19 protein-coding genes are annotated in these 21,221 nt (G+C 65.7%); 7 read left to right on the plus strand and 12 right to left on the minus strand.

The window, feature by feature from the left end:
• Position 1 precedes the first annotated feature (1 nt).
• The gene (locus tag LGN17_RS05165) at positions 2–1,936 is read left to right on the plus strand and encodes a chorismate-binding protein (protein ID WP_226195411.1); all 1,935 of its coding nucleotides are present in this window, start codon (positions 2–4) and stop codon (positions 1,934–1,936) included.
• Positions 1,937–2,092: 156 nt separating this feature from the next.
• On the opposite strand, the gene panB is transcribed toward LGN17_RS05165, so the two are convergent.
• Genes panB through hda form a run of 6 tightly spaced genes read right to left on the minus strand, consistent with a single transcriptional unit; the run spans position 2,093 to position 7,184 of the window.
• Complete coding sequence (gene panB / locus LGN17_RS05170; RefSeq protein ID WP_226195412.1) at positions 2,093–2,908, minus strand: 3-methyl-2-oxobutanoate hydroxymethyltransferase; 816 nt, start codon at positions 2,906–2,908, stop codon at positions 2,093–2,095.
• A gap of 44 nt (positions 2,909–2,952) precedes the next feature.
• The gene (locus LGN17_RS05175) at positions 2,953–3,639 is read right to left on the minus strand and encodes a deoxynucleoside kinase (protein ID WP_226195413.1); all 687 of its coding nucleotides are present in this window, start codon (positions 3,637–3,639) and stop codon (positions 2,953–2,955) included.
• Complete coding sequence (gene folK / locus LGN17_RS05180) at positions 3,636–4,178, minus strand: 2-amino-4-hydroxy-6-hydroxymethyldihydropteridine diphosphokinase (protein ID WP_043189526.1); 543 nt, start codon at positions 4,176–4,178, stop codon at positions 3,636–3,638. The genes LGN17_RS05175 and folK overlap by 4 nt, the downstream gene beginning before the upstream one ends.
• Before the next feature lie 35 nt (positions 4,179–4,213).
• On the minus strand, positions 4,214–5,755 hold the full coding sequence (gene pcnB / locus LGN17_RS05185) for a polynucleotide adenylyltransferase PcnB (protein ID WP_226195414.1): 1,542 nt from the start codon (positions 5,753–5,755) through the stop codon (positions 4,214–4,216).
• Between the two features lie 5 nt (positions 5,756–5,760).
• On the minus strand, positions 5,761–6,438 hold the full coding sequence (locus tag LGN17_RS05190; RefSeq protein WP_049028593.1) for an HAD family hydrolase: 678 nt from the start codon (positions 6,436–6,438) through the stop codon (positions 5,761–5,763).
• Positions 6,439–6,449: 11 nt separating this feature from the next.
• Complete coding sequence (gene hda, locus LGN17_RS05195) at positions 6,450–7,184, minus strand: DnaA regulatory inactivator Hda (RefSeq protein ID WP_006484992.1); 735 nt, start codon at positions 7,182–7,184, stop codon at positions 6,450–6,452.
• 250 nt (positions 7,185–7,434) lie between these two features.
• Between hda and purM the strand changes: the two genes are divergently transcribed.
• Positions 7,435–8,490, plus strand: coding sequence for a phosphoribosylformylglycinamidine cyclo-ligase (gene purM / locus LGN17_RS05200; protein ID WP_006484927.1), 1,056 nt, complete (start codon positions 7,435–7,437; stop codon positions 8,488–8,490).
• Positions 8,491–8,912: 422 nt separating this feature from the next.
• Entirely contained in the window at positions 8,913–9,245 is a 333-nt protein-coding gene (locus LGN17_RS05205; protein WP_226195415.1) for a putative quinol monooxygenase, read from the plus strand.
• A 299-nt stretch (positions 9,246–9,544) separates the two neighbouring features.
• Here LGN17_RS05205 and tet read toward each other — a convergent pair whose 3' ends face one another.
• Positions 9,545–10,738 (minus strand): Tet(A)/Tet(B)/Tet(C) family tetracycline efflux MFS transporter, encoded by a 1,194-nt coding sequence (gene tet / locus LGN17_RS05210; RefSeq protein WP_226195416.1) that lies wholly within the window; start codon positions 10,736–10,738, stop codon positions 9,545–9,547.
• Positions 10,739–10,800: 62 nt separating this feature from the next.
• Here tet and tetR point away from each other — a divergent pair, with 62 nt between their 5' ends.
• Positions 10,801–11,433 (plus strand): tetracycline resistance transcriptional repressor TetR, encoded by a 633-nt coding sequence (tetR, locus tag LGN17_RS05215; RefSeq protein ID WP_226195417.1) that lies wholly within the window; start codon positions 10,801–10,803, stop codon positions 11,431–11,433.
• A 5-nt stretch (positions 11,434–11,438) separates the two neighbouring features.
• Here the strand turns inward: tetR and miaA are convergent, their stop codons facing one another.
• Positions 11,439–12,413 (minus strand): tRNA (adenosine(37)-N6)-dimethylallyltransferase MiaA, encoded by a 975-nt coding sequence (gene miaA, locus LGN17_RS05220; protein ID WP_226195418.1) that lies wholly within the window; start codon positions 12,411–12,413, stop codon positions 11,439–11,441.
• Positions 12,410–14,395 carry a DNA mismatch repair endonuclease MutL gene (gene mutL / locus LGN17_RS05225; protein WP_226195419.1) on the minus strand — a complete coding sequence of 662 codons (1,986 nt, stop codon included), beginning with the start codon at positions 14,393–14,395 and terminating at the stop codon, positions 12,410–12,412. The genes miaA and mutL overlap by 4 nt, the downstream gene beginning before the upstream one ends.
• 173 nt (positions 14,396–14,568) lie before the next feature.
• Here mutL and LGN17_RS05230 point away from each other — a divergent pair, with 173 nt between their 5' ends.
• On the plus strand, positions 14,569–15,252 hold the full coding sequence (locus LGN17_RS05230) for a DedA family protein (protein ID WP_226195420.1): 684 nt from the start codon (positions 14,569–14,571) through the stop codon (positions 15,250–15,252).
• Positions 15,253–15,337: 85 nt separating this feature from the next.
• Here LGN17_RS05230 and LGN17_RS05235 read toward each other — a convergent pair whose 3' ends face one another.
• The 3 genes from LGN17_RS05235 to LGN17_RS05245 all read right to left on the minus strand — a co-directional run bounded on the left by LGN17_RS05235 (position 15,338) and on the right by LGN17_RS05245 (position 19,595).
• Complete coding sequence (locus tag LGN17_RS05235) at positions 15,338–16,150, minus strand: mechanosensitive ion channel family protein (protein WP_226195421.1); 813 nt, start codon at positions 16,148–16,150, stop codon at positions 15,338–15,340.
• 253 nt (positions 16,151–16,403) lie between these two features.
• Complete coding sequence (locus LGN17_RS05240; RefSeq protein ID WP_226195422.1) at positions 16,404–18,416, minus strand: capsular polysaccharide biosynthesis protein; 2,013 nt, start codon at positions 18,414–18,416, stop codon at positions 16,404–16,406.
• Between the two features lie 27 nt (positions 18,417–18,443).
• Complete coding sequence (locus LGN17_RS05245; protein ID WP_226195717.1) at positions 18,444–19,595, minus strand: glycosyltransferase family 4 protein; 1,152 nt, start codon at positions 19,593–19,595, stop codon at positions 18,444–18,446.
• 29 nt (positions 19,596–19,624) lie between these two features.
• Here LGN17_RS05245 and LGN17_RS05250 point away from each other — a divergent pair, with 29 nt between their 5' ends.
• Together LGN17_RS05250 and LGN17_RS05255 are read left to right on the plus strand one after the other, a co-directional pair.
• Positions 19,625–19,828, plus strand: a complete 204-nt coding sequence (locus LGN17_RS05250; RefSeq protein ID WP_226195727.1) for a hypothetical protein — start codon at positions 19,625–19,627, stop codon at positions 19,826–19,828.
• A 206-nt stretch (positions 19,829–20,034) separates the two neighbouring features.
• Positions 20,035–21,219, plus strand: a complete 1,185-nt coding sequence (locus LGN17_RS05255; RefSeq protein WP_226195423.1) for a polysaccharide biosynthesis/export family protein — start codon at positions 20,035–20,037, stop codon at positions 21,217–21,219.
• The last annotated feature ends 2 nt before the right edge of the window (positions 21,220–21,221 follow it).

The raw sequence follows: 21,221 nt of genomic DNA on the forward strand, positions 1-21,221 counted from the left end.
CATGACTGAAGGCAACGAGAGCGCGTCGTTCGCGCTCTTGGACGATTGCGACTCGACCGCGCTCGCGCGGTCGAGTCGTTTGTATTCGGGGTTCGTGCGCGAACGTGTGTGCACGGATCCAGCCCGGCTCGACGAGGTCGACGCGGCCGTGGCGCAGGATCTGCGCGACGGGCTGCATGCGGTCGTCGTCGGCGATTACGAATTCGGGCGCAACCTGCAACGAGCGCAGCCGGGCCATGCCCCGCTGCGCTTTTTGCTGTATGCGCGCTGCGAGCGCCTGTCGCGCGATGAAGTCGACGCGTGGCTCGCGCAGCAGGACGGCGGCGGTACGCCGTCGATCGCGGGCGTTGCGCATGTCGAGAAGAGCGTGTCGCGCGATGCGTTCGACGCGGCGATCGCCGCGGTGCACGACGCGCTGCGCGCGGGCGATTCGTATCAGGTCAACTACACATACCGGCTGAACTTCGACGTGTTCGGCACGCCGCTCGCGCTTTACCGGCGGTTGCGTGCACGCCAGCCCGTGCGCTACGGCGCGCTGATCGCGTTGCCCGATGGCACGTGGGTCGTATCGTGCTCGCCCGAACTGTTCGTCGAGAAGCACGCGGACGTGCTGCGCGCGCGGCCGATGAAGGGCACGGCACCGCGCTCGGCCGACCCTCGCGACGATGCGGCGGCGGCCACGTTCCTCGCAAACGATCCGAAGAACCGCGCGGAAAACGTGATGATCGTCGATCTGCTGCGCAACGACGTGTCGCGGATCGCGCGCACCGGGACGGTCCGCGTGCCGGCGCTGTTCTCCGTCGAGCCGTATGCGTCGGTGTGGCAGATGACGTCGACGGTCGAGGCCGGCTGGCGCGACGGGACGACGTTCGCGCAGATGCTGCGTGCGCTGTTTCCGTGCGGATCGATCACGGGCGCGCCGAAGCACAAGACAATGCAGCTGATCGATGCGATCGAGTCGACGCCGCGCGGGCTCTATACGGGCGTGATCGGCTGGCTTGACGCTGCGAAGCAACGCGAGGATTCCGACGCGCCTGGTGATCGCCCGGCAGGTTGTGGTGATTTCTGCCTGTCGGTCGCGATTCGTACGCTGACGCTCGACGCAGCCGGCGAAGGCGTTGAACGCGAAGATATGGCCGGAGCCGATACCGAAGCACGCAATCCGGCCACGGCCATCACCGGCCGGCGCCGCGGCACGATGGGCGTCGGCGCGGGCATCGTGCTCGACAGCGTCGCGGCCGACGAATATGCGGAGTGCGAATTGAAAGCGCGATTCCTGACGGATGCCGATCCCGGCTTCCAGCTGTTCGAAACGACCGCCGCCACGCGTGCGGACGGCATCCGGCATCTCGATCGCCATCTCGCGCGGCTGCAGCGTAGCGCGGATGCGTTCGGCTTCCGCTTCGACGCCGATGCGTTGCGTCGCGACATCGACGCGCGCTGCGCGGCGCTCGACGGCGACGGCGCGTACCGGATGAAGCTCGCGCTCGCGAAGGACGGCACGGTCGAGATCGTCGCGGCGCCGCTCAAGCCGCTGCCGGCGGGGCCGGTCGGCGTGCTGCTGGCGTCCGCGCACGGCTTCGCGCCGACGCGTGCGGGCGATGCGCTGCTTTTGCACAAGACGACGCGCCGCGCCGAGTACGATCGTGCGTGGCAGGCGGCCGAGGCGCTCGGCGGCTTCGACATGCTGTTCGTCAACGAACGCGGCGAGGTGACGGAAGGCGGGCGCTCGAACCTGTTCGTGAAGCTCGACGGCCAGTGGGTGACGCCGCCGCTGGCATGCGGCGTATTGCCGGGCGTGATGCGCGGCGTGCTGCTCGACGATCGTGCATTCGGCGCGACGGAGCGAATCGTGACCCGCGACGATCTTGCGCGCGCGCAGGCGCTGCTGCTGACCAACGCGCTGCGGGGAGCGATCGACGCGGTGTTGAAGTGACGTAGCACGTGACGAAGCGACGGCTCGGACACCGCGCTCGCGCCGGTGTCGAGAAGTCGTGCGCCGATGCGGCGTGCCAACAAAAAGCGCGGCGCCCTTTGCGGGGCGCCGCGCTTTTTCGCATTCGGGGCCGGCGAACCGGCAGCCGGCGCTGCGTCAGAACGAATGTTCCGGGCCGGGGAACGTGCTGTCCTTCACCGCGCTCACGTAGGCCTCGACGGCTGCCTGGATATTCGGCTGCCCCTGCATGAAATCCTTCACGAAACGCGGCCGCTTGCCGGGGAAGATGCCGAGCATGTCGTGCAGCACCAGCACCTGGCCTGAGCAGTCGACGCCCGCGCCGATACCGATCGTCGGAATCTTCAGCATGTGCGTGACTTCGGATGCGACGAGCGTCGGCACCGCTTCGAGCACGACGAGCTGCGCGCCCGCGTCCTCGACCGCGCGCGCGTCGCGCAGCAATTGCGCGGCGCCGGCTTCGGTCTTGCCCTGCACCTTGAAGCCGCCGAACGCGTGCACCGATTGCGGCGTGAGGCCCACGTGCGCACACACGGGCACCGCGCGCTCGACGAGGAAGCGGATCGTCTCGGCGAGCCATTCGCCGCCTTCGAGTTTGACCATCTGTGCACCGGCGCGCATCAGCTTGACGCTGCTTGCGAACGCCTCGGCCGGCGTGCCGTACGTGCCGAACGGCAGATCGGCGACGACGAGCGCGCGCGGCTGCGCGCGGGCCACACAGGCGGTGTGATATGCGATGTCGTCGAGCGACACGGGCAGCGTGGTGGTGTGGCCCTGCAGCACGTTGCCGAGCGAATCGCCGATCAGCAGCACGTCGGTGCCCGCGCGATCGAGCAATGCCGAAAAGCTCGCGTCGTAGCACGTGAGCATCGCGATCTTCTCGCCGGCGTCGCGCATTGCCTGCAGCTTGGGCACCGTGACGGCAGGCCGGCTCGATTCCTGGAGATAGGTCATGGGTAAATCCGGTTCGATGAATGAGGAACGGCAGGCGCGGCGCGTCAGCGCGCCGTTTCGCCCTTGACGAAGAATTCCTTGCGGCCGCGCATCGTCTCGATGCGCTCGACCAGCAGAGCGAGATCTTCGGGGGAATCCAGCGGGTTCAGGTGTTCCGCGGCGACCGTCAGCACCGGCGTGCGGTCGTAGTGGTAGAAGAATTCGTTGTACGCGTCGACGAGCGAGCGCAGGTACGCATCGCTGATCTGCAGCTCCATCGGCAGCCCGCGCTTCTGGATGCGCGAGAACAGCACTTCCGGGCTCGCCTGCAGGTAGACGACGAGGTCGGGCGACGGCGCCTGCGGCACGTCCACGTGCGTCGCGACCGAGCGATAGAGCTGCCACTCGTCTTCCGGCAGGTTCAGCCGCGCGAAGATGTCGTTCTTCTGCGGCATGAAATCGGCGATCACCGGGCGGCCCGTTTCGAGCGCACCGATCAGCTCGCGCGCCTGTTGCGCGCGCTGCAGCGCGAACGACAGCTGCACGGGCAGCGCGTAGCGCGCGGTGTCACGATAGAAGCGTTCGAGGAACGGGTTGTCCTGCGGGCGTTCGAGCAGCGTCTGCATCGACCAGCGTTCCGCGAGCAGGCGCGCAAGCGTCGTCTTGCCGACGCCGATCGGGCCTTCGATCACGAGATAGCGGTGCGGGGCGCGCAGGTCGGGCGCGGTGACGGTGAGGGGAGTCGGGGTCATCGGCAGCGGTTCTTGTCGGCGTCTTCGCTGGCAGCGAGCGCCTTCTGCATCAGGCACTGGCAGGTCTGCACCTTCTCGACACGCTGATCCGCGACGGCGGCGAGAAAGGCGTCGGCCCGGCCGCGCGCGGGGATGTCGAGCGCCGGCTCGATCTCGACGAGCGGCACGAGCGCGAACGCACGGTCGGTGAGGCGCGGGTGCGGGACGATCAGGTCGGGCTCGTCGATCGAATCGGCGCCGAACAGCAGGATGTCGAGGTCGAGCGTGCGCGGTGCATTGCGATACGGGCGTTCGCGCCCGAAGTGATGTTCGATCTTCTGGCAGAGCGCGAGCAGTTCGCGGGCCGACAGCGTCGTGTCGAGCTTGACGACACAGTTGTAGTAGTCGTCGCCGCCCGCTTCGAAAGGCGCCGTGCGATACAGGCTCGATTTGCCGAGGATCGAGATGGTGCGCTGCTGCGCGAGGCACACCACCGCGTCCTTCAGGGTCTGGCGCGCATCGCCGAGATTCGCCCCCAGTCCGATATATGCAACCGTCATGGCATCACTTCCTACGTCGTTCGCCGGCGTGTGCGTCAGTCGTCGGAACCGCCCGAGGTGTCCGATGCCTGCTCGACGGCACCTTCACCCGGCTTGCGGTTTCGCACGCCGCCGCGGCGGCGCCGCTTGCGGGGCGATTTTTCCTTCGAGCCGCCCTGCGTGAGCAATGCCTCGCGAGCGGCCGCGTCGCCTTCGATGAAATCCGTCCACCACTGTCCGACTTCCGCATCGAGCTCGCCGGATTCGCAGCGTAACAGGAGGAAATCATACCCCGCTCTAAACCTTTGGTGTTCCAGCAGCCGCATCGCGCTGCGGCCCGAGCGTTTCTCGAGGCGCAGCTGCAGGCCCCAGATCTCGCGCATGTCGGCCGAATAGCGCTTGTGGATCGCGAGTTTCTCGGTCTGCATGTCGAGCACGTCGTCCATCGCGCGATGGAGCGCCGGCACCGGGATTTCGCCTTCGGCCGTGTATTGCTCGAAGCGCTGGCGCATGTCGTGCCACAGCAGCGTCGCGAACAGGAAGCCCGGCGAGACCGGCTTGCCGGCGCGCACGCGCGCATCGGTGTTGTTCAGCGCGAGCGTGATGAACTTCTCGCCTTGCGGCTGTTCGAGCACGACGTCGAGCAGCGGCAGCAGCCCGTGGTGCAGGCCTTCCTTGCGCAGCCGCTGCAGGCATGCGAGCGCGTGGCCCGACAGCAACAGCTTCAGCATTTCGTCGAACAGGCGCGCGGCCGGCACGTTGTTGATCAGGTCGGCGAGCGCGTTGATCGGTTCGCGAGTATGCGGCTCGATCTCGAAGCCGAGCTTTGCCGCAAAGCGCACGACGCGCAGCATTCGCACCGGATCCTCGCGGAAGCGCGTGGCCGGATCGCCGATCATCCGCAGCAGGCGGGCGCGCACGTCGGCCATCCCGTCGTGGTAGTCGAGCACCGTCTGCGTCGACGGGTCGTAGTACATCGCGTTGATCGTGAAGTCGCGGCGCGCGGCGTCTTCGTGCTGATCGCCCCACACGTTGTCGCGCAGCACGCGGCCGCTCGCGTCGACCGCGTGCGTGCGGCGATCGAGTTCGTCGCGCTTCAGGCGCCTCGGCGGCTCGGCCGACGCGGCGACCTCGGGCGGCGCATCGACCAGCGCGCGGAACGTCGACACCTCGATCAGCTCCTGGCCGAACTGCACGTGGACGATCTGGAAGCGGCGGCCGATCAGGCGCGCGCGGCGGAACAGGCGCTGCACCTCGGTCGGCGTCGCGTCGGTCGCGACGTCGAAGTCCTTCGGCGCGATGCCGAGCAGCAGGTCGCGAACCGCGCCGCCGACGATGAACGCGCGAAAGCCTGCCTGCTGCAGCGTGTCGGTCACGCGCACGGCATTCCTCGAGATCAGCGACGGATCGATCTGGTGCACGCTGGCCGGCACGACGGTCGGCTCATGGTTGCTGCGCGGTTTCTTCGCGCCGCCGCCGCGGGCGCCTTTTGCGGTGCGCGGGGCAGCAGGGGCCGCTTCGTCGGCCGTAGCCGCTTCAGTGGGCGTTTGCTGGGCTTCGTCCTGGCCGAGCAGCTTGCGAATGAATTTTTTGATCACGACGTTCAGAATAAATCGAGGATACGCCAGCCGCGGGTGCTTGCATGCGCACGCAGCGTGTCGTCAGGGTTGGTCGCGATCGGGTCGGTGACTTTCTCGAGCAGCGGGATGTCGTTGTGCGAGTCGCTGTAGAAGTAGCTGTGCGCGAAATCGTCCCAGTGCTTGCCGAGCGACGCGAGCCATGCTTCGGTCCGCACGATCTTGCCTTCCCGATAGCTCGGCGTGCCGGTCGGCCGGCCCGTGTACGGCGAATCGGGATGCCCGTCGGTCGTTTCGACCTCGCACGCGATCAGCGTATCGACGCCGAACGCGGTCGCGATCGGGCGCGTGATGAATTCGTTGGTTGCCGTCACGACGCAGCACAGGTCGCCCGCGTCGAGATGCTTGCGCACGAGTTCGAGCGCGGCGGGTGTCATGGCGGGCCGGATCACCTCGTGCATGTACTGCTCGTGCCATTGCGCGAGCTGCGCGCGTGAATACTTCGCGAGCGGCGTGAGCATCGCCGTGAGGTACGCGTGGATGTCGAGCTTGCCGGCCTTGTAGTCGGCGAAGAACTGATCGTTCTGACGCGAGAAGCTTTCCGCGTCGACGATGCCGAGTTTCACCATGAAGCGGCCCCATTCGTGGTCGCTATCGGTCGGAATCAGCGTGTGATCGAGGTCAAAGAGTGCCAGATTAGTCATGGAGGGGCATTTTACTCGAAGCGGTTCGGGCCCGTGCCCGGTGGTGTGATGTCATCGCCGGGACGCGCGAGCATCCGGCGCAGCAGCGGCAGCGTGACGGCGCGTTTCTGCTCGAGCGAAAAGCGGTCGAGCGCGTCGAGCAGCGCCATCAGGCTCGGCATGTCGCGGCGGAAATGGGTCAGCAGGTAGGCGGCGATGTCGTCGGTGAGCGCGATCCCGCGCTCCTTCGCCGCGAGCTTGAGCACGGCGATCTTGCCGGCGTCGGACGGCGGCGACAGGTGGAACACGAGCCCCCAGCCGAGGCGCGTGCGGAGATCCTCGCGCACGTCGAGCGCGAGCGGCGCCGCGGGGCCCGCCGCGACGAACGCGCTCGACGGGTGCGCGCGCACTTCGTTGAACAGGTTGAACAGCGCGACCTGCTGTGTGTCGCTCATCCTGTCGCAGTCGTCGATCGCGTAGATGCCGATGCGCGGGTCGAACGTGAACGCGCCGAGCGGGCTCTGCGGCGTCAGGTAGCGCGCATAGCCGTACGACGCGTCGCTCACGAGCGCCTGCAGCAGATGGGTGCGGCCGCAGCCGGGCTCGCCCCAGATGTAGAACGACCGATCCGGCACGGGGCCCGCCGCGAGGGCGAGGTCGAGCTTCTGCAGGCGCGAGATGAGCTCGTCGTTCTCCTCGTTCATGATGAAGTTGTCGAACGTGGCGGGCGGCGGCGTGCCGAGATCGAGCGTCAGTTGACGGGACACAACAGTCACAATGCGGGTCGGTTGAAAATACGCGTGCCGTACGCCGGGCACGCGCCGGGAACTGCGTCTTCACGGGCTTCACGCGCGATCGCACGCACGACGCCACGCCGGTTTCGGCGCGTCTCGCTCGGCGATGAAAACGGGGACGTGTTGACCAAGATGCAATCCCTGACGATTCGGTGCTGGGAATTCCGGCCAACGGGCCGGCTTCGGGTAAAATCGCATTTTACCGACCTTCTCGCATTCCCCCATGAATCCTCCGAAATCCGCTCCCGACGCTCAGGGTCTGTCCTATCGTGACGCAGGCGTCGACATCGACGCAGGCGACGCGCTCATCGACAAGATCAAGCCTTTTGCGAAGAAAACCCTGCGCGACGGCGTACTCGGCGGCATCGGCGGGTTCGGCGCGCTGTTCGAAGTGCCGAAGAAGTATAAGGAACCCGTACTCGTGTCGGGCACCGACGGCGTCGGCACCAAGCTCAAGCTGGCGTTTCATCTGAACAAACACGACACCGTCGGCCAGGATCTCGTCGCGATGAGCGTGAACGACATCCTCGTGCAGGGCGCCGAGCCGCTGTTCTTCCTCGACTACTTCGCGTGCGGCAAGCTCGACGTCGACACCGCTGCAACGGTCGTCAAGGGCATCGCGCAGGGTTGTGAACTGTCGGGCTGCGCGCTGATCGGCGGCGAAACGGCCGAAATGCCGGGCATGTACCCGGACGGCGAATACGACCTGGCCGGCTTCGCGGTTGGCGCGGTCGAGAAGAGCAAGATCATCGACGGCAGCACGATCGCCGAAGGCGACGTGGTGCTGGGCCTCGCGTCGAGCGGCATCCACTCGAACGGCTTCTCGCTCGTGCGCAAGATCATCGAGCGCGCGAACCCCGACCTGTCGGCCGATTTCCACGGCCGCTCGCTGGCCGACGCGCTGATGGCGCCGACCCGCATCTACGTGAAGCCGCTGCTCGCGCTGATGCAGAAGCTGTCGGTGAAGGGCATGGCGCACATCACGGGCGGCGGTCTCGTCGAGAACATTCCGCGCGTGCTGCGCGAAGGCCTCACCGCCGAGCTCGACCAGAACGCGTGGCCGCTGCCGCCGCTGTTCAAGTGGCTGCAGGAGCACGGCGGTGTCGCCGATGCGGAAATGCACCGCGTGTTCAACTGCGGCATCGGCATGGCCGTGATCGTTTCGGCGGCCGATGCCGACGCAGCGATCGCCGACCTGACCGCCGCCGGCGAACAGGTGTGGAAGATCGGCACCGTGCGTGCGACCCGCGAAGGCGAGGCGCAGACGGTCGTGGTCTGACGCACTGCCTGCAGCAGACGCAGCAAGGAAAGCCGCCCGGAGTCGATCCGGGCGGTTTTTTTGGTTCTTCGCCGATTTTCGTGAATGTCGCTGTCCAACCCACGCCTACCTTTCGAGTCAGCTTGGAAGCGGCGGCAGCTCCCAAATGCGCACCTGTCATGCGATGACCAGAGATGCACTTACGTCTCCGTGGAGTTGACGAGCCTCCGACGCGTGAGTTACGGTACTGACATGCAACGCGATCTGATTTCCTTCTTGACCGCCATCACAACCACGATCATCGGCAACGGTGGGTCGTCCAGGATGAGCGCGCGGTAATCTCCGCAGTTGCATACTTTCAAGGGCCCCGCCGGCAAAAGACGGGGCCTTTCGCGTTTACGGCTGATCGTCTTTCGTCGGTATCACATTAGGACGGAGTGGTCATGAGCGAAGTCAATCATTACAGCCGAAATAGCGAACTCGAGGTGATGCTTGTTATCTCGATTCAAACGCTTCCCGGGAAACGCCACGAGCAAATCGCCGCTTATGAAAAGTTGGCACCGGTTGTGCGTGCGGAACACGGCTGTCTCCAGTACGACCTTCATGCTGTTGTCGGTGACGACAATCGCTTTGTCTTGATCGAGCGCTGGGCATCGACGGAGGCGTTGGCGGCGCACGACGTGACGCGTCACATGATTGCCGCCGATGCACATAGCCCGAGCTTCAGAGCGGCACCCGCACAGGTTTTCAAACTTGCGCCCAATAGCCTGGCGTAGTCGATCTGGCAACGCGGATCGCGATCGGGGCTGGCCCAATTGACGAAGTGGCGGGGCGTCTGTCGCCGCATGGCTTTCCTGACGAACGTTCGACGCCATTGGTGGGTAGTCTGCTGGCACGCGACGCGGCCATCTTCGGTGGCGAGTGTCCGCATCGGCTGACGACTCATTCGATATTTCTCTGTCGCGAATGTCCGTTGTCGATCTTCCGCAAGGCCGCTGGCAGTTCGTGCGCGATGCGAATCTCGTGACGCTCGCGCACTGAGCGTGGCGAGGTGCGTAACGGCACTCGCCGCCGCTCAGGCGGACGGCCGCGGTGCGGCTGCCGCACGCGCACCGGCCAGCAACGGCGGCACGAGCAGATAGAGCAGTGCGGCGGCAGCCCACACGAGCCCCGGCCACGTCGCGCGTGTCGCCGCATAGGTCGCGGTGACGACCAGCGGCCCCGCGACGCCGATCAGGCTCGCCACGCTCGCGAGCGCGCCTTGCAGTTCGCCCTGGCGCGCGTCGTCGACCTGCCGCGCGAGCATCGCCTGCAGGGCCGGCAGCGTCATGCCGCCCGCCGCGAACAGCGGCAGCAGCGCGAACGGCACCCACGCGGCGGTCGCGAACGCAATCGCGGCAAGCCCGAGCGCGTCGCCCGCGAGGCCCAGCGCCAGCGCGCGGCGCTCGCCGAGCCGCGCGATCAGGGGCCCGATCGCGAATGCCTGCGCGAGCGCATGGCACGCGCCGTAGCCCGCCAGCGACAGCCCCGCGATCGGCGTCGACCAGCCGAAATGCTCCTGGCCGTACAGGATCCACAGCGTCGCGGGTGCCTGCGACACCAGCGCCACGATCACGTAAATGCCGATCAGCGGCACGAGCGCCGGTGCGCCGCTCAGCCGGCGCAGGCCGGCGAACGGGTTGAGCGCGCCGACCGCATGGCCTTCGCGGGCCGAACGTGGCCGCGATTCCGGCAGCGCGCGCCAGACGAGCGCGAGGTTGAGCGCGTTGAGCGCGGCGGCCGCGACGAACGGCGCGCGCACATGCAGCGCGCCGAGCAGGCCGCCGATCAACGGGCCCGCGATGAAGCCGATGCCCATCATCGCGCCAAGCTGGCCGAAGCGTCGTGCGCGATCGGGTTCGGCGGTGACATCGGTGACATAGGCAGTCGCGACCGCGACGTTCGCACCGGTGATGCCCGCGATCAGCCGCCCCGCGTAAAGCCAGGCGAGTGTCGGCGCGAGCGCCATCAGCAGGTAGTCGAGCGCGGCGCCCGCGAGCGATACGAGCAGGACGGGCCGGCGGCCGAAGCGGTCGCTCAGCGCACCGAGCAGCGGTGCACACAGGAACTGCGCGAACGCGTACAGCGCGAGCAATATCCCGTAATGGGTGTCGGTGCTGCCTGCATCGGCGAGCGCGCGTAGCAACCCGGGCAGGATCGGCATCACGATCCCGACGCCGATCGCGTCGAGCAGGACCGTGGCCAGGATGGCAATCAGGGACGGATTCAAGAGGGAAACTCTATCGGTGATAGAGTGACGATTATTCCACAGCTTCCCTATCGGTGATAGAGATGAAGGACACAGGGGCGCGGCTGACGCGCGACACGGTATTGCGCGCGGCGCTCGACCTGCTCGACGAAGTCGGCATCGACGGGCTGTCGACGCGGCGGCTCGCCGAGCGGCTCGGCGTGCAGTCGCCGACGCTTTACTGGCATTTCCGGAACAAGGGCGAACTGCTCGATGCGATGGCCGAGGCGATCATGCTCGAGCGTCACGACGCGTCGCTGCCGCGTCCGGGTGAAGCGTGGGATGCGTGGCTTTTGGACAACGCGCGCAGTTTCCGCCGGGCGCTGCTGGCCTATCGCGACGGCGCACGCCTGCATGCCGGTACGCGGCCGCGCGCGCTGCATTTCGGCTCGATCGAACGCAAGGTCGCGCTGCTCGGCGACGCGGGTTTCGCGCCGGACGAGGCGGTCGACGTGATGTATGCGCTGGGCCGCTTCGTGGTTGGATGGGTGCTGGAAGAACAGGCGGAGCCGGACGGCGAAGCCGATGCGCCGCTGCCGGACGCCGCCGAGTATCCGCTGCTCGCGAAGGGCTGGGCCGCGCTGCGCACGCGCGGCGGCGACGAAGCGTTCGAGCGCGGCGTCGCATTGATCGTCGATGGCGCCCGTGCGCGCCTGGCGGCGCGCGGGCGCGGCTGACGCGGTCAGCCCGGCGGGCTGCCGTCGAGCACGCGTTCGAGCGCGTCGAGTGCGCGGGCCGTCGAGTCCGGCGCGATGCAGTCGACGACGATCCGCTCCGGCATCGCGCGCAGCCAGGTGATCTGGCGCTTGCAGAGCTGGCGCGTCGCGAAGATGCCCTTGTCGCGCATCGTCCGGTAGTCGGTGTCGCCGTCGAGGAATTCCCACGCCTGCCGGTAGCCGACGCAGCGCATCGACGGCAGGTCGGGATGGAGGTCCTCGCGACGGCGCAGCCGCTCGACTTCGTCGATGAAGCCTGCGTCGAGCATCGCGTCGAAGCGCTGCGCGATCCGTTTGTGCAATACCGCGCGATCCGACGGTTCGAGCGCGACCGGCACGAAGCGGTAAGCGGCGGCCGCATCGTCCGTGCGCCGCGGCGCGGCGAGCAGCACCGACATCGGCTGCCCGCTCAGCATGAACACTTCGAGCGCACGCTGGATCCGCTGCGAATCGTTCGGCGCGAGCCGCGCTGCCGTGTCGGGATCGACTTGCGCGAGCCGCGCGTGCAGCGCCGGCCAGCCGTCGCGCTCGGCTTCGGCATCGAGTGTCGCGCGCACGTCCGGATCGGCGCCCGGCAGGTCGTTGAGCCCTTGCGTCAGCGCCTTGTAGTACAGCATCGTGCCGCCCGCGAGCAGCGGCGTGCGGCCGCGCGCGGCGATCTCGCCGATCAGGCGCAGCGTGTCCGCGCGGAAGCTCGCGGCCGAATACGCGTCGGCCGGATCGATGATGTCGATCAGGTGATGCGGCACGCTCGCGCGTTCTTCGCGCGACGGCTTCGCGGTGCCGATATCCATGTCGCGGTAGACGAGCGCCGAATCGACGCTGACGATCTCGATCGGGCGGCGCGCGGCGAGTGCCAGCGCCGCGGCCGTCTTGCCCGAGGCGGTGGGGCCGAGCAGGCAGGCGATCGTCGTCGGGCTGGCGTGCGGTGCCGCGCTCATTGGCCGCGCATGAAGAGGCGGTCGAGATCGTTCAGCGTGAGCTGATACCACGTCGGCCGGCCGTGATTGCACTGATCCGCGCGTTCGGTCGCTTCCATCTGCCGCAGCAGCGCGTTCATCTCGTCGAGCGTCAGGCGCCGGTTCGCGCGCACCGCGTGGTGACAGGCGAGCGTGCCGAGCAGTTCGTGCTGGCGCTCGGTGAGCACACGCGAGCCGCCGAATGCATGCAGGTCGGCGAGCACCGCGCGCGCGAGCGACTGCAGGTCGGCATCCTTCAGCAGCGCCGGCACCGCGCGGATCGCGAGCGTCGTCGGCGACAGTACCGCCAGGTCGAAGCCGAGCGATTCGAGCGTGTCGCGTTCCTCCTCGACCGTGCCGATCTCGACCGGCGTGGCCGTCATCGAGATCGGCAGCAGCAGCGCCTGCACGGCGACCGAGCGGTCGGCAAGCGCGTTCTTGAACTGCTCGTACAGGATCCGCTCGTGCGCCGCGTGCATGTCGACGATCACGAGCCCGTGCGCGTTCTGCGCGAGCACGTAAATGCCGTGGATCTGGCCCAGCGCGAAGCCGAGCGGCTGCTCGTCGTGCGCGGTGGCGGCGATCGGCGATACGGTGAAGCCGGGCAGCGGTGCGAGCGGCGTGTCGGCCGAATCGCGCGCGATGGTCGTCGTGCCGTCCGGTGTGCCGGCGCCCGTGTCCTTGCGGCCGAACAACGCGTCATAGAGCGCGAGCGGCTGTGCGACGGGCAGCGTGCCCTGGGTCATCCGCGCCTGGCGCATCCAGGTGTTGCCCGACGAGGAGGACGACGGCGCCGAGAAGCCGCTGCCGCCGATAGCGTTACCCGGCTGGCTCTGGCCGAGCGGTGTATCCAGGAACGATGCGGGCCCGCGCGGCGCCGGCGACAGTTGCGCGGCATGGCCGCCCGCGGTGGTTTCCGGCGACGCGCCCGCGTGGCGTGCCAGCGCGCGCTGGACCGCATGGAACACGTACTGGTGGATCGAGCGCGAATCGCGGAAGCGCACCTCGATCTTCGACGGGTGCACGTTCACGTCGACGGCTTCGGGCGGCAGGTCGAGGAACAGCACATACGACGGGTAGCGGTCGCCGTGCAACACGTCCTCGTAGGCCGCGCGCACCGCGTGCGTCAGCAGCTTGTCGCGCACGAAGCGGCCGTTGACGAAGAAGTATTGCTGGTCGGCGCGACCGCGACTCGCGGTCGGCAGGCCTGCGCAGCCGTAGACCGCAAGCGGGCCGGCCTGCTCGTCGAGCGGCAGGTGCGCGGTCGCGAAGCTGTCGCCGAGGATCTTCGCGACGCGCTGTGCGGGCTCGGTCGCATTCCAGTGCTCGACCGCCTTGCCGTTGTGCAGCACCGAGATCGCGACGTCCGGCCGCGCGAGCGCTGCGCGGCGAATCATTTCCAGGCAGTGGCCGAACTCGGTCTGCTCGCTCTTCAGGAACTTGCGCCGCGCGGGCGTGTTGAAGTACAGCTCGCGCACCTCGATCGTCGTGCCGGTCGCGCCGGCGGCGGGCGACAGCACGCCCGTCTGCGCCTCGATCTTCATCGCATGCGCGGCATCGGCCGTCCGGCTCGTGATCGACATCTCGGCAACCGACGCGATCGACGCGAGCGCTTCGCCGCGAAAACCCAGCGTGGCGACCGCCTCGAGCTCCTCGAGCGAGCGGATCTTGCTGGTGGCATGGCGCATCAGCGCGAGCGCGAGCTCGTCCGGCGGAATCCCGCAGCCGTCGTCGGTGATCGAGATGCGCTTCACGCCGCCTTCTTCCAGCACGATGCGCAGCGTGCTGGCGCCGGCGTCCATCGCGTTCTCGAGCAGTTCCTTGACGACCGACGCCGGGCGTTCGACGACCTCGCCGGCGGCGATCTGGCTGATCAGCTGGTCGGGCAGGGGTTGGATCGCGCGCAGCGGGCGCGGGGCAGGGGCGGGCGCGGCGCCCGCGGCCGTTTCGGTGATATCGGACATGGCCGAATTATAGCGAGGCGGCGAACGCATGCCGGGGCGACCGGCGGTTACGTTTTTTCACGGAGCCTTAAGGTAGTTTCGGTATCATGGGTTCGTAACACGCCCGGCCTTGACCGGCGGGCGCTTCCGCCATATTTGGCCGTTCCGGCCCTTTCGCCTTCGAGGAATCGCATTTGGATACGCTGCTTCATTTCGTCAATCTTGTCCTGCATATCGACGCATTCCTCGGCGATTTCATCCGGCAGTACGGCGCATGGGTCTATCTCGTGCTGTTCCTGATCGTGTTCTGCGAGACGGGGCTCGTCGTGTTCCCGTTCCTGCCCGGCGATTCGCTGCTGTTCATCGGCGGCGCGTTCGCGGCGACGGGCGAGATGAATGTCGGCTTGCTGATCGCGCTGCTGCTCGTCGCGGCGATTACCGGCAACACGGTCAATTACATGATCGGCCGCTGGGTCGGCCCGAAGGTGTTCAACACCCATATCCCGGTGCTCGAGCGCTTCCTCGATCGCGCCGCGCTGCAGAAGACCCACTCGTTCTACGATAGGCACGGCGGCAAGACGATCGTGCTCGCGCGCTTCATCCCGGTCGTGCGGACGTTCGCGCCGTTCGTCGCGGGGGCTTCGTCGATGAGCGTCGCGCGCTTCCAGCTCTTCAACGTGATCGGTGCGCTGGTGTGGGTGCTGCTGCTCGTGCTGCTCGGCTATTTCTTCGGCAATATCCCGTTCATCCGCCAGTACCTGAACGTGATCGTGCTGGCCGGGATCGGTGCGGCGGTCGTGCCGGTCGCGCTGGGCGCGGTGTGGAAGCTCGTGCGCGGGCGGCAGTCGGATAATGCGCAGAAGACGGGCGGGCGTTGAGCGGGAGCGCTTTCGTTACTTCCCGGTGCAATAAAAAAGCGTGGCAATTTGAATTGCCACGCTTTTTTTTCGTCCGGCGCTGTCGTTACGCGTTGCGATGCGAGATCGGGGTTTCGGGCGTCGGGTATTGGGCGTCGCGGAACGTCTCGATGATCACGCGGTTGGTGTCGCAGTACACCTGCCAGTAGTTTTCGGGTGCCGTGGACGGGCGCACGAACAGCAGCGGGCCTTCCGGCGTGAACTGCAGCACGCCGACGTCCGGCGCCGGGGTGGCCAGCACGTTCGGGATCTGCTGAATCGACGACTTCAGGCGGTTGATTGCGTCGACCGCATCGACGCCGTTCGCGATCTTCGCGGTCAGGTCGACGCGACGATGCGACGTTGCGCTGTAGTTGGCGATGTTGTCCGAGAAGATCTTGTTGTTGCCGACGATCGTCACGATGTTGTCGGGCGTGATGATCGTCGTGCCGAACAGGCCGAGCTCCTTGACCGTGCCCGTGACGCCGCCTGCGTTGATCACGTCGCCGATCTTGAACGGACGCAGCACCTGCATGAACACGCCTGCGGCGAAATGCGCGAGCAGGCCGCCCCAGGCGGTACCGATCGCGAGGCCGAGGCCGGCGAGCAGGGCAGCGAACGAGGTCGTCTGCACGCCGAAGATCTGCAGGATCGCGAGGATCAGCAGGACCGTCAGCAGCACGCTGACGACGGAGGTCAGGTAGTCGGTCAGTGTCGGGTCGACCTTGCCGCTGCGGCGCACGACCTTGCCGAGCAGGCGCGTGGCGATGCGGATTGCCCAGCGGCCGACGAACCACAACACGATCGCGGCGAGGAGGTTGAGGCCGAAGTCGAGGCCGCGGGTCATCAGGAATTGCTGGGCTGTGGCGAGATCGATCATGCGTTCTCCGAAGTCAAGAGTAGAAAGGGCGGCGCATGCACCGGGTGGGTGGCGCTTTTATAACCTGACCTGTGCGGGGCGGGCAACCTGCCTGACATTGCTTGACGTAATGAAAAACGGGCAGGACGCGTGTGCGTGCTGCCCGTGGCGGGTGCCGGTCTCGTGCAAGTGACATCTGAACCGGTTCGAATAGAAGGTGCGTGGCGATTCCGTGAGTGACCATATCGTCAGGCAGCGGATGTACCGATCGTCGTTAGCGCATCGTTCGATCGCGAAAATATTGCCGCCCCTGCCACCCGGCATAACGTATCGCGTTGCGCGTCCAGCGCATCGCCTTGACGAGTGGGCGGGCGCGGTTTCCGCGTATTTTCTCGAGCGGCCGAGCTGCATTCGGCGCGAGTTGCCGGGCGATTGCTTCGGGCGTCGTGAACAGCGAGAGCTGCCAGTCCCAATAAATGGCGTAACGGAGCAGCACCCCCGCAGTCAGCATGTCGAGCGACAGTCGGCGTTCGCGCCACGGCTGTTCCAGCGCATCGTGCGTCAGTCCCCAGCCAGCATAAAAGGGCAGGCCATAGGTATGGACTTCCTTCCCGCGCATCAAGGCGTCGAAGCCGGCGAGCGACGAGAGCGTATGCAGCTCGTCCGTCACGTCGATCAGCGAAATGAGATCCGCGTCCGCGTCGACGATGTCAGCGAGGTGTTCTGCGTCGACGAGCCCGGCGCGATTGCCGGACAGTACGTCCGGATGCGGCTTGTAAATGATGAATGCGTCCGGCCGGCGGGCACGCACTTCCTTCAACAATGCTTCCGATGTAGCTATCGTGCCTGTTCCCAGGCGGATCGACGCGTCGTCCGCAACCTGGCCGGCGACGAGTACGACACGCTTGTCCTGGGGGATGCGCCATGTCGGCGCTTGGCGGCCGAGATTGTATTTCGTGAGCCCGAGCCGCACGATTTCCTGCCTAAGTGCTGCCGCGCGCCGCAATTCCGCTTCGTCGAACGTGGTCTGGTTGAGGATGACGGTCAGGTCGCTCGGACGACTCGCGTCGAAATACAGGCCACGGCGGTCGATGACCTGGCTGCACGGCGGCGACATGTCGGAACCGAGTCCTGTCGAATGGATGAAGCCGTCTTCGATCCGGACATGGGCGACGCCGGTTGGCAGGCCGTCGGCCGATCGTCCACCCCATATCGCCGCGAGTTCTTCTGCGTGGGTGTCGCGCGGATCCGCGATCCAGCGCAACGTACCACCTCCCGCCGACAGGTAGGGCGTGGCGTAAGGCCGCTTCCACCATTGGAAGCGCACGCCGGCAACCCGACCGAGATCCCTGTATCGGTCGGCGACGGCGTGTTGCAGCTCGATGCAGTCAAGTGCGGTATCGATCGTGCCTTGTGTGCCGTGTGTCGGGTCGAGGTAGTGTGCGAGCTGCAGGAAAGCGGCATCAAATAATGCGAAAACGGAGGGGCGCGCACGGCGCTCCGGCATGGCGGTGTGGTCCCGCGTCAATCCCCAGCCTGCGTAGTAGGGGGTGCCGAATACGTGAACCGGTACGCCGGCCAGAAGCGCCGCCATCCCCTCGGAAGCTCCCACGACATGGACGGCGTCGGCATGCCGAAGTACGTCCCGCAAGGAATGCGCGACGTCGAGAATCCTTGCATTCCCATGCAGCTGGGTTTTCGTCGAAAGCCAGTTGCCAGCACCCGCATCGGCGGAGCGCAAGATCCATAGGTCTGCATCGGGGTGCACAGCACACGCCGCATCCGCCATCACAGCGAAATTCCGTTGGCGCAGCGCTGCCCGTGTGCAGATGTCGGTATGCGACGTTTCTCGTTCGTCGATCAGCACAATGCGCTTGCCACCACCGGATTCGTGCCATGTATCCGGCAATTCGGCTATCTGATGGCGAACGTGCAACGCGTCGCTGTCGAGCACGCGGTGTATCAGAGCGTGGCATCGTTCGTCCGCCTCGGTGACGTGAGAGGCCTCGAGCATGCGTCCGAGTGCGGCGACCAGCCCACCGCGCCCAACCAGATCCGTCGGAACGCAGAACCACGAAAGAGGTGGCGCTTGCGTTGCGTGCCGGACGAAGACGGGACCGGGGCATACGGGGTACACGGTGCGTCCGATCGATGCAGAAGTCCGGGCAAGCGCGACACCAAGCCACGAATCGATCCACACGCATGGCGACTTTCCGGTCAGCCAGCCGATCATGCGCTTGCCGCGTGCGATTGCACTTGCGTCGAATGACCGGAATTCGGACGTCATCGAGTGCTCAGTGGGTGCCGGAATCATTTACCGGAGCGAATCGAGGAAACCATCGATACGATCGAAGTGCTCGGCCCAGGTCGGTGCTCGAAAGCCCCCGATCCGCGTGAGCTGATTCGCACGCTCGCTGCTGTCCGGGCGAGCGTACTCGCGAATCCGTGCAAGCCATCCCGGTCCGTCGAGCGGGTCGAGATAATCGGGAATGTCCGACGCGATCTCGTGAAAGACCGGCAAGTCACTGGCGAGCACCGGCACGCCCAACATTAGTGCTTCGACGAGCGGCATGCCGTAGCCTTCGGCGAACGACGGAAAGACGAGCGCTCGTGCGTGCTGCAACCATGCATGCAGTCGTTCGTCGCTGCAATCCGATTCTTCGATGACTGCTCCGCGAATCGTTGCGCAGCGCTCCAGCATGTCGACGACGTTCTCGCATTCCCAGCCGCGCCGGCCGATGACCACGAGCTTGGGAGCGGTTTCCCCCATCTGTTCGACCAGGCGCCGCCAGACGTGCAGGATGAACCAGTGGTTCTTGCGCGGCTCGATCGTGCTGAGCATCACGAAGTAGGGGGCATCGATCGGAGCCGGGCTCGGCGGATGCGGTTCCACGGCGGGTGCGAGCGGAGCGACGACGACCGGCGGGAGCGGTAGCGAGGCCCGCCGGGCTTCGTTCGCCAGTTCGTCGTAGGTCGCCTGTGAATTGCTGATCAGGCCGCTCGCATGTCGGAGTGCTGTATGGATACGGGTACGATGCGATGCGTCCACACCAGGGCGGCAATACTCCGCGTGGGTTAGCGGAATGAGATCGTGGACCATGAAGACCGAGTGCGCGTTGCGTTGCGCCATCGCCCGATAGTAGCGGGTGAACTCCATCCCGTTGTGACTTGTATGCAACAAAATTGCACGATCGAATTTCGTCGATTGAAGCCGGTTTAGCAACGCGGAAGCAATTATTCTGCGCAGTGCCCATCGGTCGCGATCGGACGACAGCAGCAGCGAGAACATCTTCTGCGAGTCTTTTTCCGTTAAAACGACGGAAAAACCCCGTTCACTCAGGACTGCGCGTGCACGGTCCCCATATCGACGGATGTAAGCCAGTCCAACTCTGTCTACCCCGGTGGGGATCAGGCCGTCATAAAATCGGGTGGCAAGACGAGTGACGTCTAGAAGTATATTTGTCACGCAGGTGAAATTTGGTTGTGCGTGCGGAAATGAAGAATGTTTCTGTTTGCCCAAGCCTGATGGCTCATGCAACAATTCCGCCGGGTAATTCTATGGCATCTCGCATGGCGGGACAATTCGCGCGTGTGCGTCTGTTGGTCAGCACGAATGCGGGGCATGCCAAACAATTGAAGCTTGATGTCAGATTTACCGATTCGTTCGTGCCCCTGCGCGCGGCAGCAATGAACTTTTGAGATCGCCCCTGTTTGTGCTAGACCGGCTCGCTCTTTAGCGGGCTAAGGATTCGGCTGAGCGTAAGCCAGGGTAGATGGACGGCGAAAAACCGAGGGAGCTCCAAGGGCGTCTATCGGCATTTCGGATGCGCCATACCGGTAAATTCTCCGGTACATCTTACATTGTGCGGTAAAATCCGGCGGCCTTTGAATGACTGGATTGTTAAATGCAGAGCTTAAATCGCAGTGTTTGGTTGGCTGCTGCCATCGGCGGCACCATTGGGTTGGCTGCGTGTGGAGCCATTCCCACGTCGGGGCCGAGTCGTTCCGAGATTAATGCCAGCGGTGCCGGCACAAATCAGGTCAGTACGCAAGGAATCCAGGTCGTCGATGTGACGGATCAGGTGGCGCGGCAACTCTATGCCGGCCGCAAAAGTGCGGATTTTGCTGCTGCACTAGGCGACAACTCGGCATTCCAGCAACAGTTGGGCGTGGGTGACGTGGTCGAGGTGTCGATCTGGGAGGCGCCGCCTGCGACTTTGTTTGGTGGTGGCACGAGTGATGCCGCGACGCCCAGCGGTGTCCCGACTGGCGCGCGGCTGACCAAGTTGCCGACGCAAGTGATCGACGGCAACGGCAACATCCATGTACCGTTTGTTGGTGCGATCAAGGCAACGGGCCGTTCGCCAAGCCAGCTGCAAGCCTATATCGCAGCGCGTCTCAAGAATATCGCGCATGACCCGCAGGTTCTGGTGCAACTGGCGCGGAACGAAACCTCGTATGTCACCGTGGTGGGAGACGTATCGAGCAGCACGCGCATGCAACTGAGTGCGCGTGGCGAGCGCGTGCTCGACGCGCTCGCCGCAGCCGGCGGCACAAAGCAGCCGATCAACAAGACCATGATTCAGGTGACGCGTGGCGAAACCGTCGCGTTGGAGCCGCTCGAAACGGTGATCCGTGACCCGCGCCAGAATGTACCGCTGAAGGCAGGTGACGTTGTCACAGCATTGTTTCAGCCCTACAGCTTTACTGCGTTTGGTGCGACGGGCAAGAACGAGGAAATCAATTTCGAGGCGCAGGGTATTACGCTGGCGCAGGCGTTGGCGCGGGCGGGTGGTCTACAAGACTCGCGCTCAGACGCACAGGGCGTATTTATTTTCCGGCTGGAAGATCAGCAGGCGCTCAAGTGGCCCAACCAACCGGTGCGAACGACGGCAAACGGCAAAGTCCCGGTTATCTATCACATCAATTTGAAAGACCCGGATTCGTTCTTCGTGGCGCAGAGTTTCATGATGGACAACAAGGATGTCCTTTACGTATCTAATGCGCCGGTGGCAGAACTGCAAAAAGTGCTGAACCTGGTGTTCTCCGTAGCCTACCCGATCGTGTCTGGTGTACAGACGTTCAAATAATT

The organism is Burkholderia sp. AU30280 (assembly GCF_020420125.1).
Lineage (GTDB): Bacteria > Pseudomonadota > Gammaproteobacteria > Burkholderiales > Burkholderiaceae > Burkholderia.

Bases quoted from the DNA above. Each gene is read 5' to 3' on its own strand.
- LGN17_RS05165 (WP_226195411.1), top strand. From the start codon at position 2: ATGACTGAAGGCAACGAGAGCGCGTCGTTCGCGCTCTTGGACGATTGC.
- LGN17_RS05175 (WP_226195413.1), bottom strand. From the start codon at position 3,639: ATGACCCCGACTCCCCTCACCGTCACCGCGCCCGACCTGCGCGCCCCG.
- LGN17_RS05205 (WP_226195415.1), top strand. From the start codon at position 8,913: ATGAGCGAAGTCAATCATTACAGCCGAAATAGCGAACTCGAGGTGATG.
- tetR (WP_226195417.1), top strand. From the start codon at position 10,801: ATGAAGGACACAGGGGCGCGGCTGACGCGCGACACGGTATTGCGCGCG.
- miaA (WP_226195418.1), bottom strand. From the start codon at position 12,413: ATGAGCGCGGCACCGCACGCCAGCCCGACGACGATCGCCTGCCTGCTC.
- panB (WP_226195412.1), bottom strand. From the start codon at position 2,908: ATGACCTATCTCCAGGAATCGAGCCGGCCTGCCGTCACGGTGCCCAAG.
- LGN17_RS05235 (WP_226195421.1), bottom strand. From the start codon at position 16,150: ATGATCGATCTCGCCACAGCCCAGCAATTCCTGATGACCCGCGGCCTC.
- mutL (WP_226195419.1), bottom strand. From the start codon at position 14,395: ATGTCCGATATCACCGAAACGGCCGCGGGCGCCGCGCCCGCCCCTGCC.
- LGN17_RS05250 (WP_226195727.1), top strand. From the start codon at position 19,625: ATGAAGAATGTTTCTGTTTGCCCAAGCCTGATGGCTCATGCAACAATT.
- LGN17_RS05240 (WP_226195422.1), bottom strand. From the start codon at position 18,416: ATGACGTCCGAATTCCGGTCATTCGACGCAAGTGCAATCGCACGCGGC.
- folK (WP_043189526.1), bottom strand. From the start codon at position 4,178: ATGACGGTTGCATATATCGGACTGGGGGCGAATCTCGGCGATGCGCGC.
- LGN17_RS05190 (WP_049028593.1), bottom strand. From the start codon at position 6,438: ATGACTAATCTGGCACTCTTTGACCTCGATCACACGCTGATTCCGACC.
- LGN17_RS05255 (WP_226195423.1), top strand. From the start codon at position 20,035: ATGCAGAGCTTAAATCGCAGTGTTTGGTTGGCTGCTGCCATCGGCGGC.
- purM (WP_006484927.1), top strand. From the start codon at position 7,435: ATGAATCCTCCGAAATCCGCTCCCGACGCTCAGGGTCTGTCCTATCGT.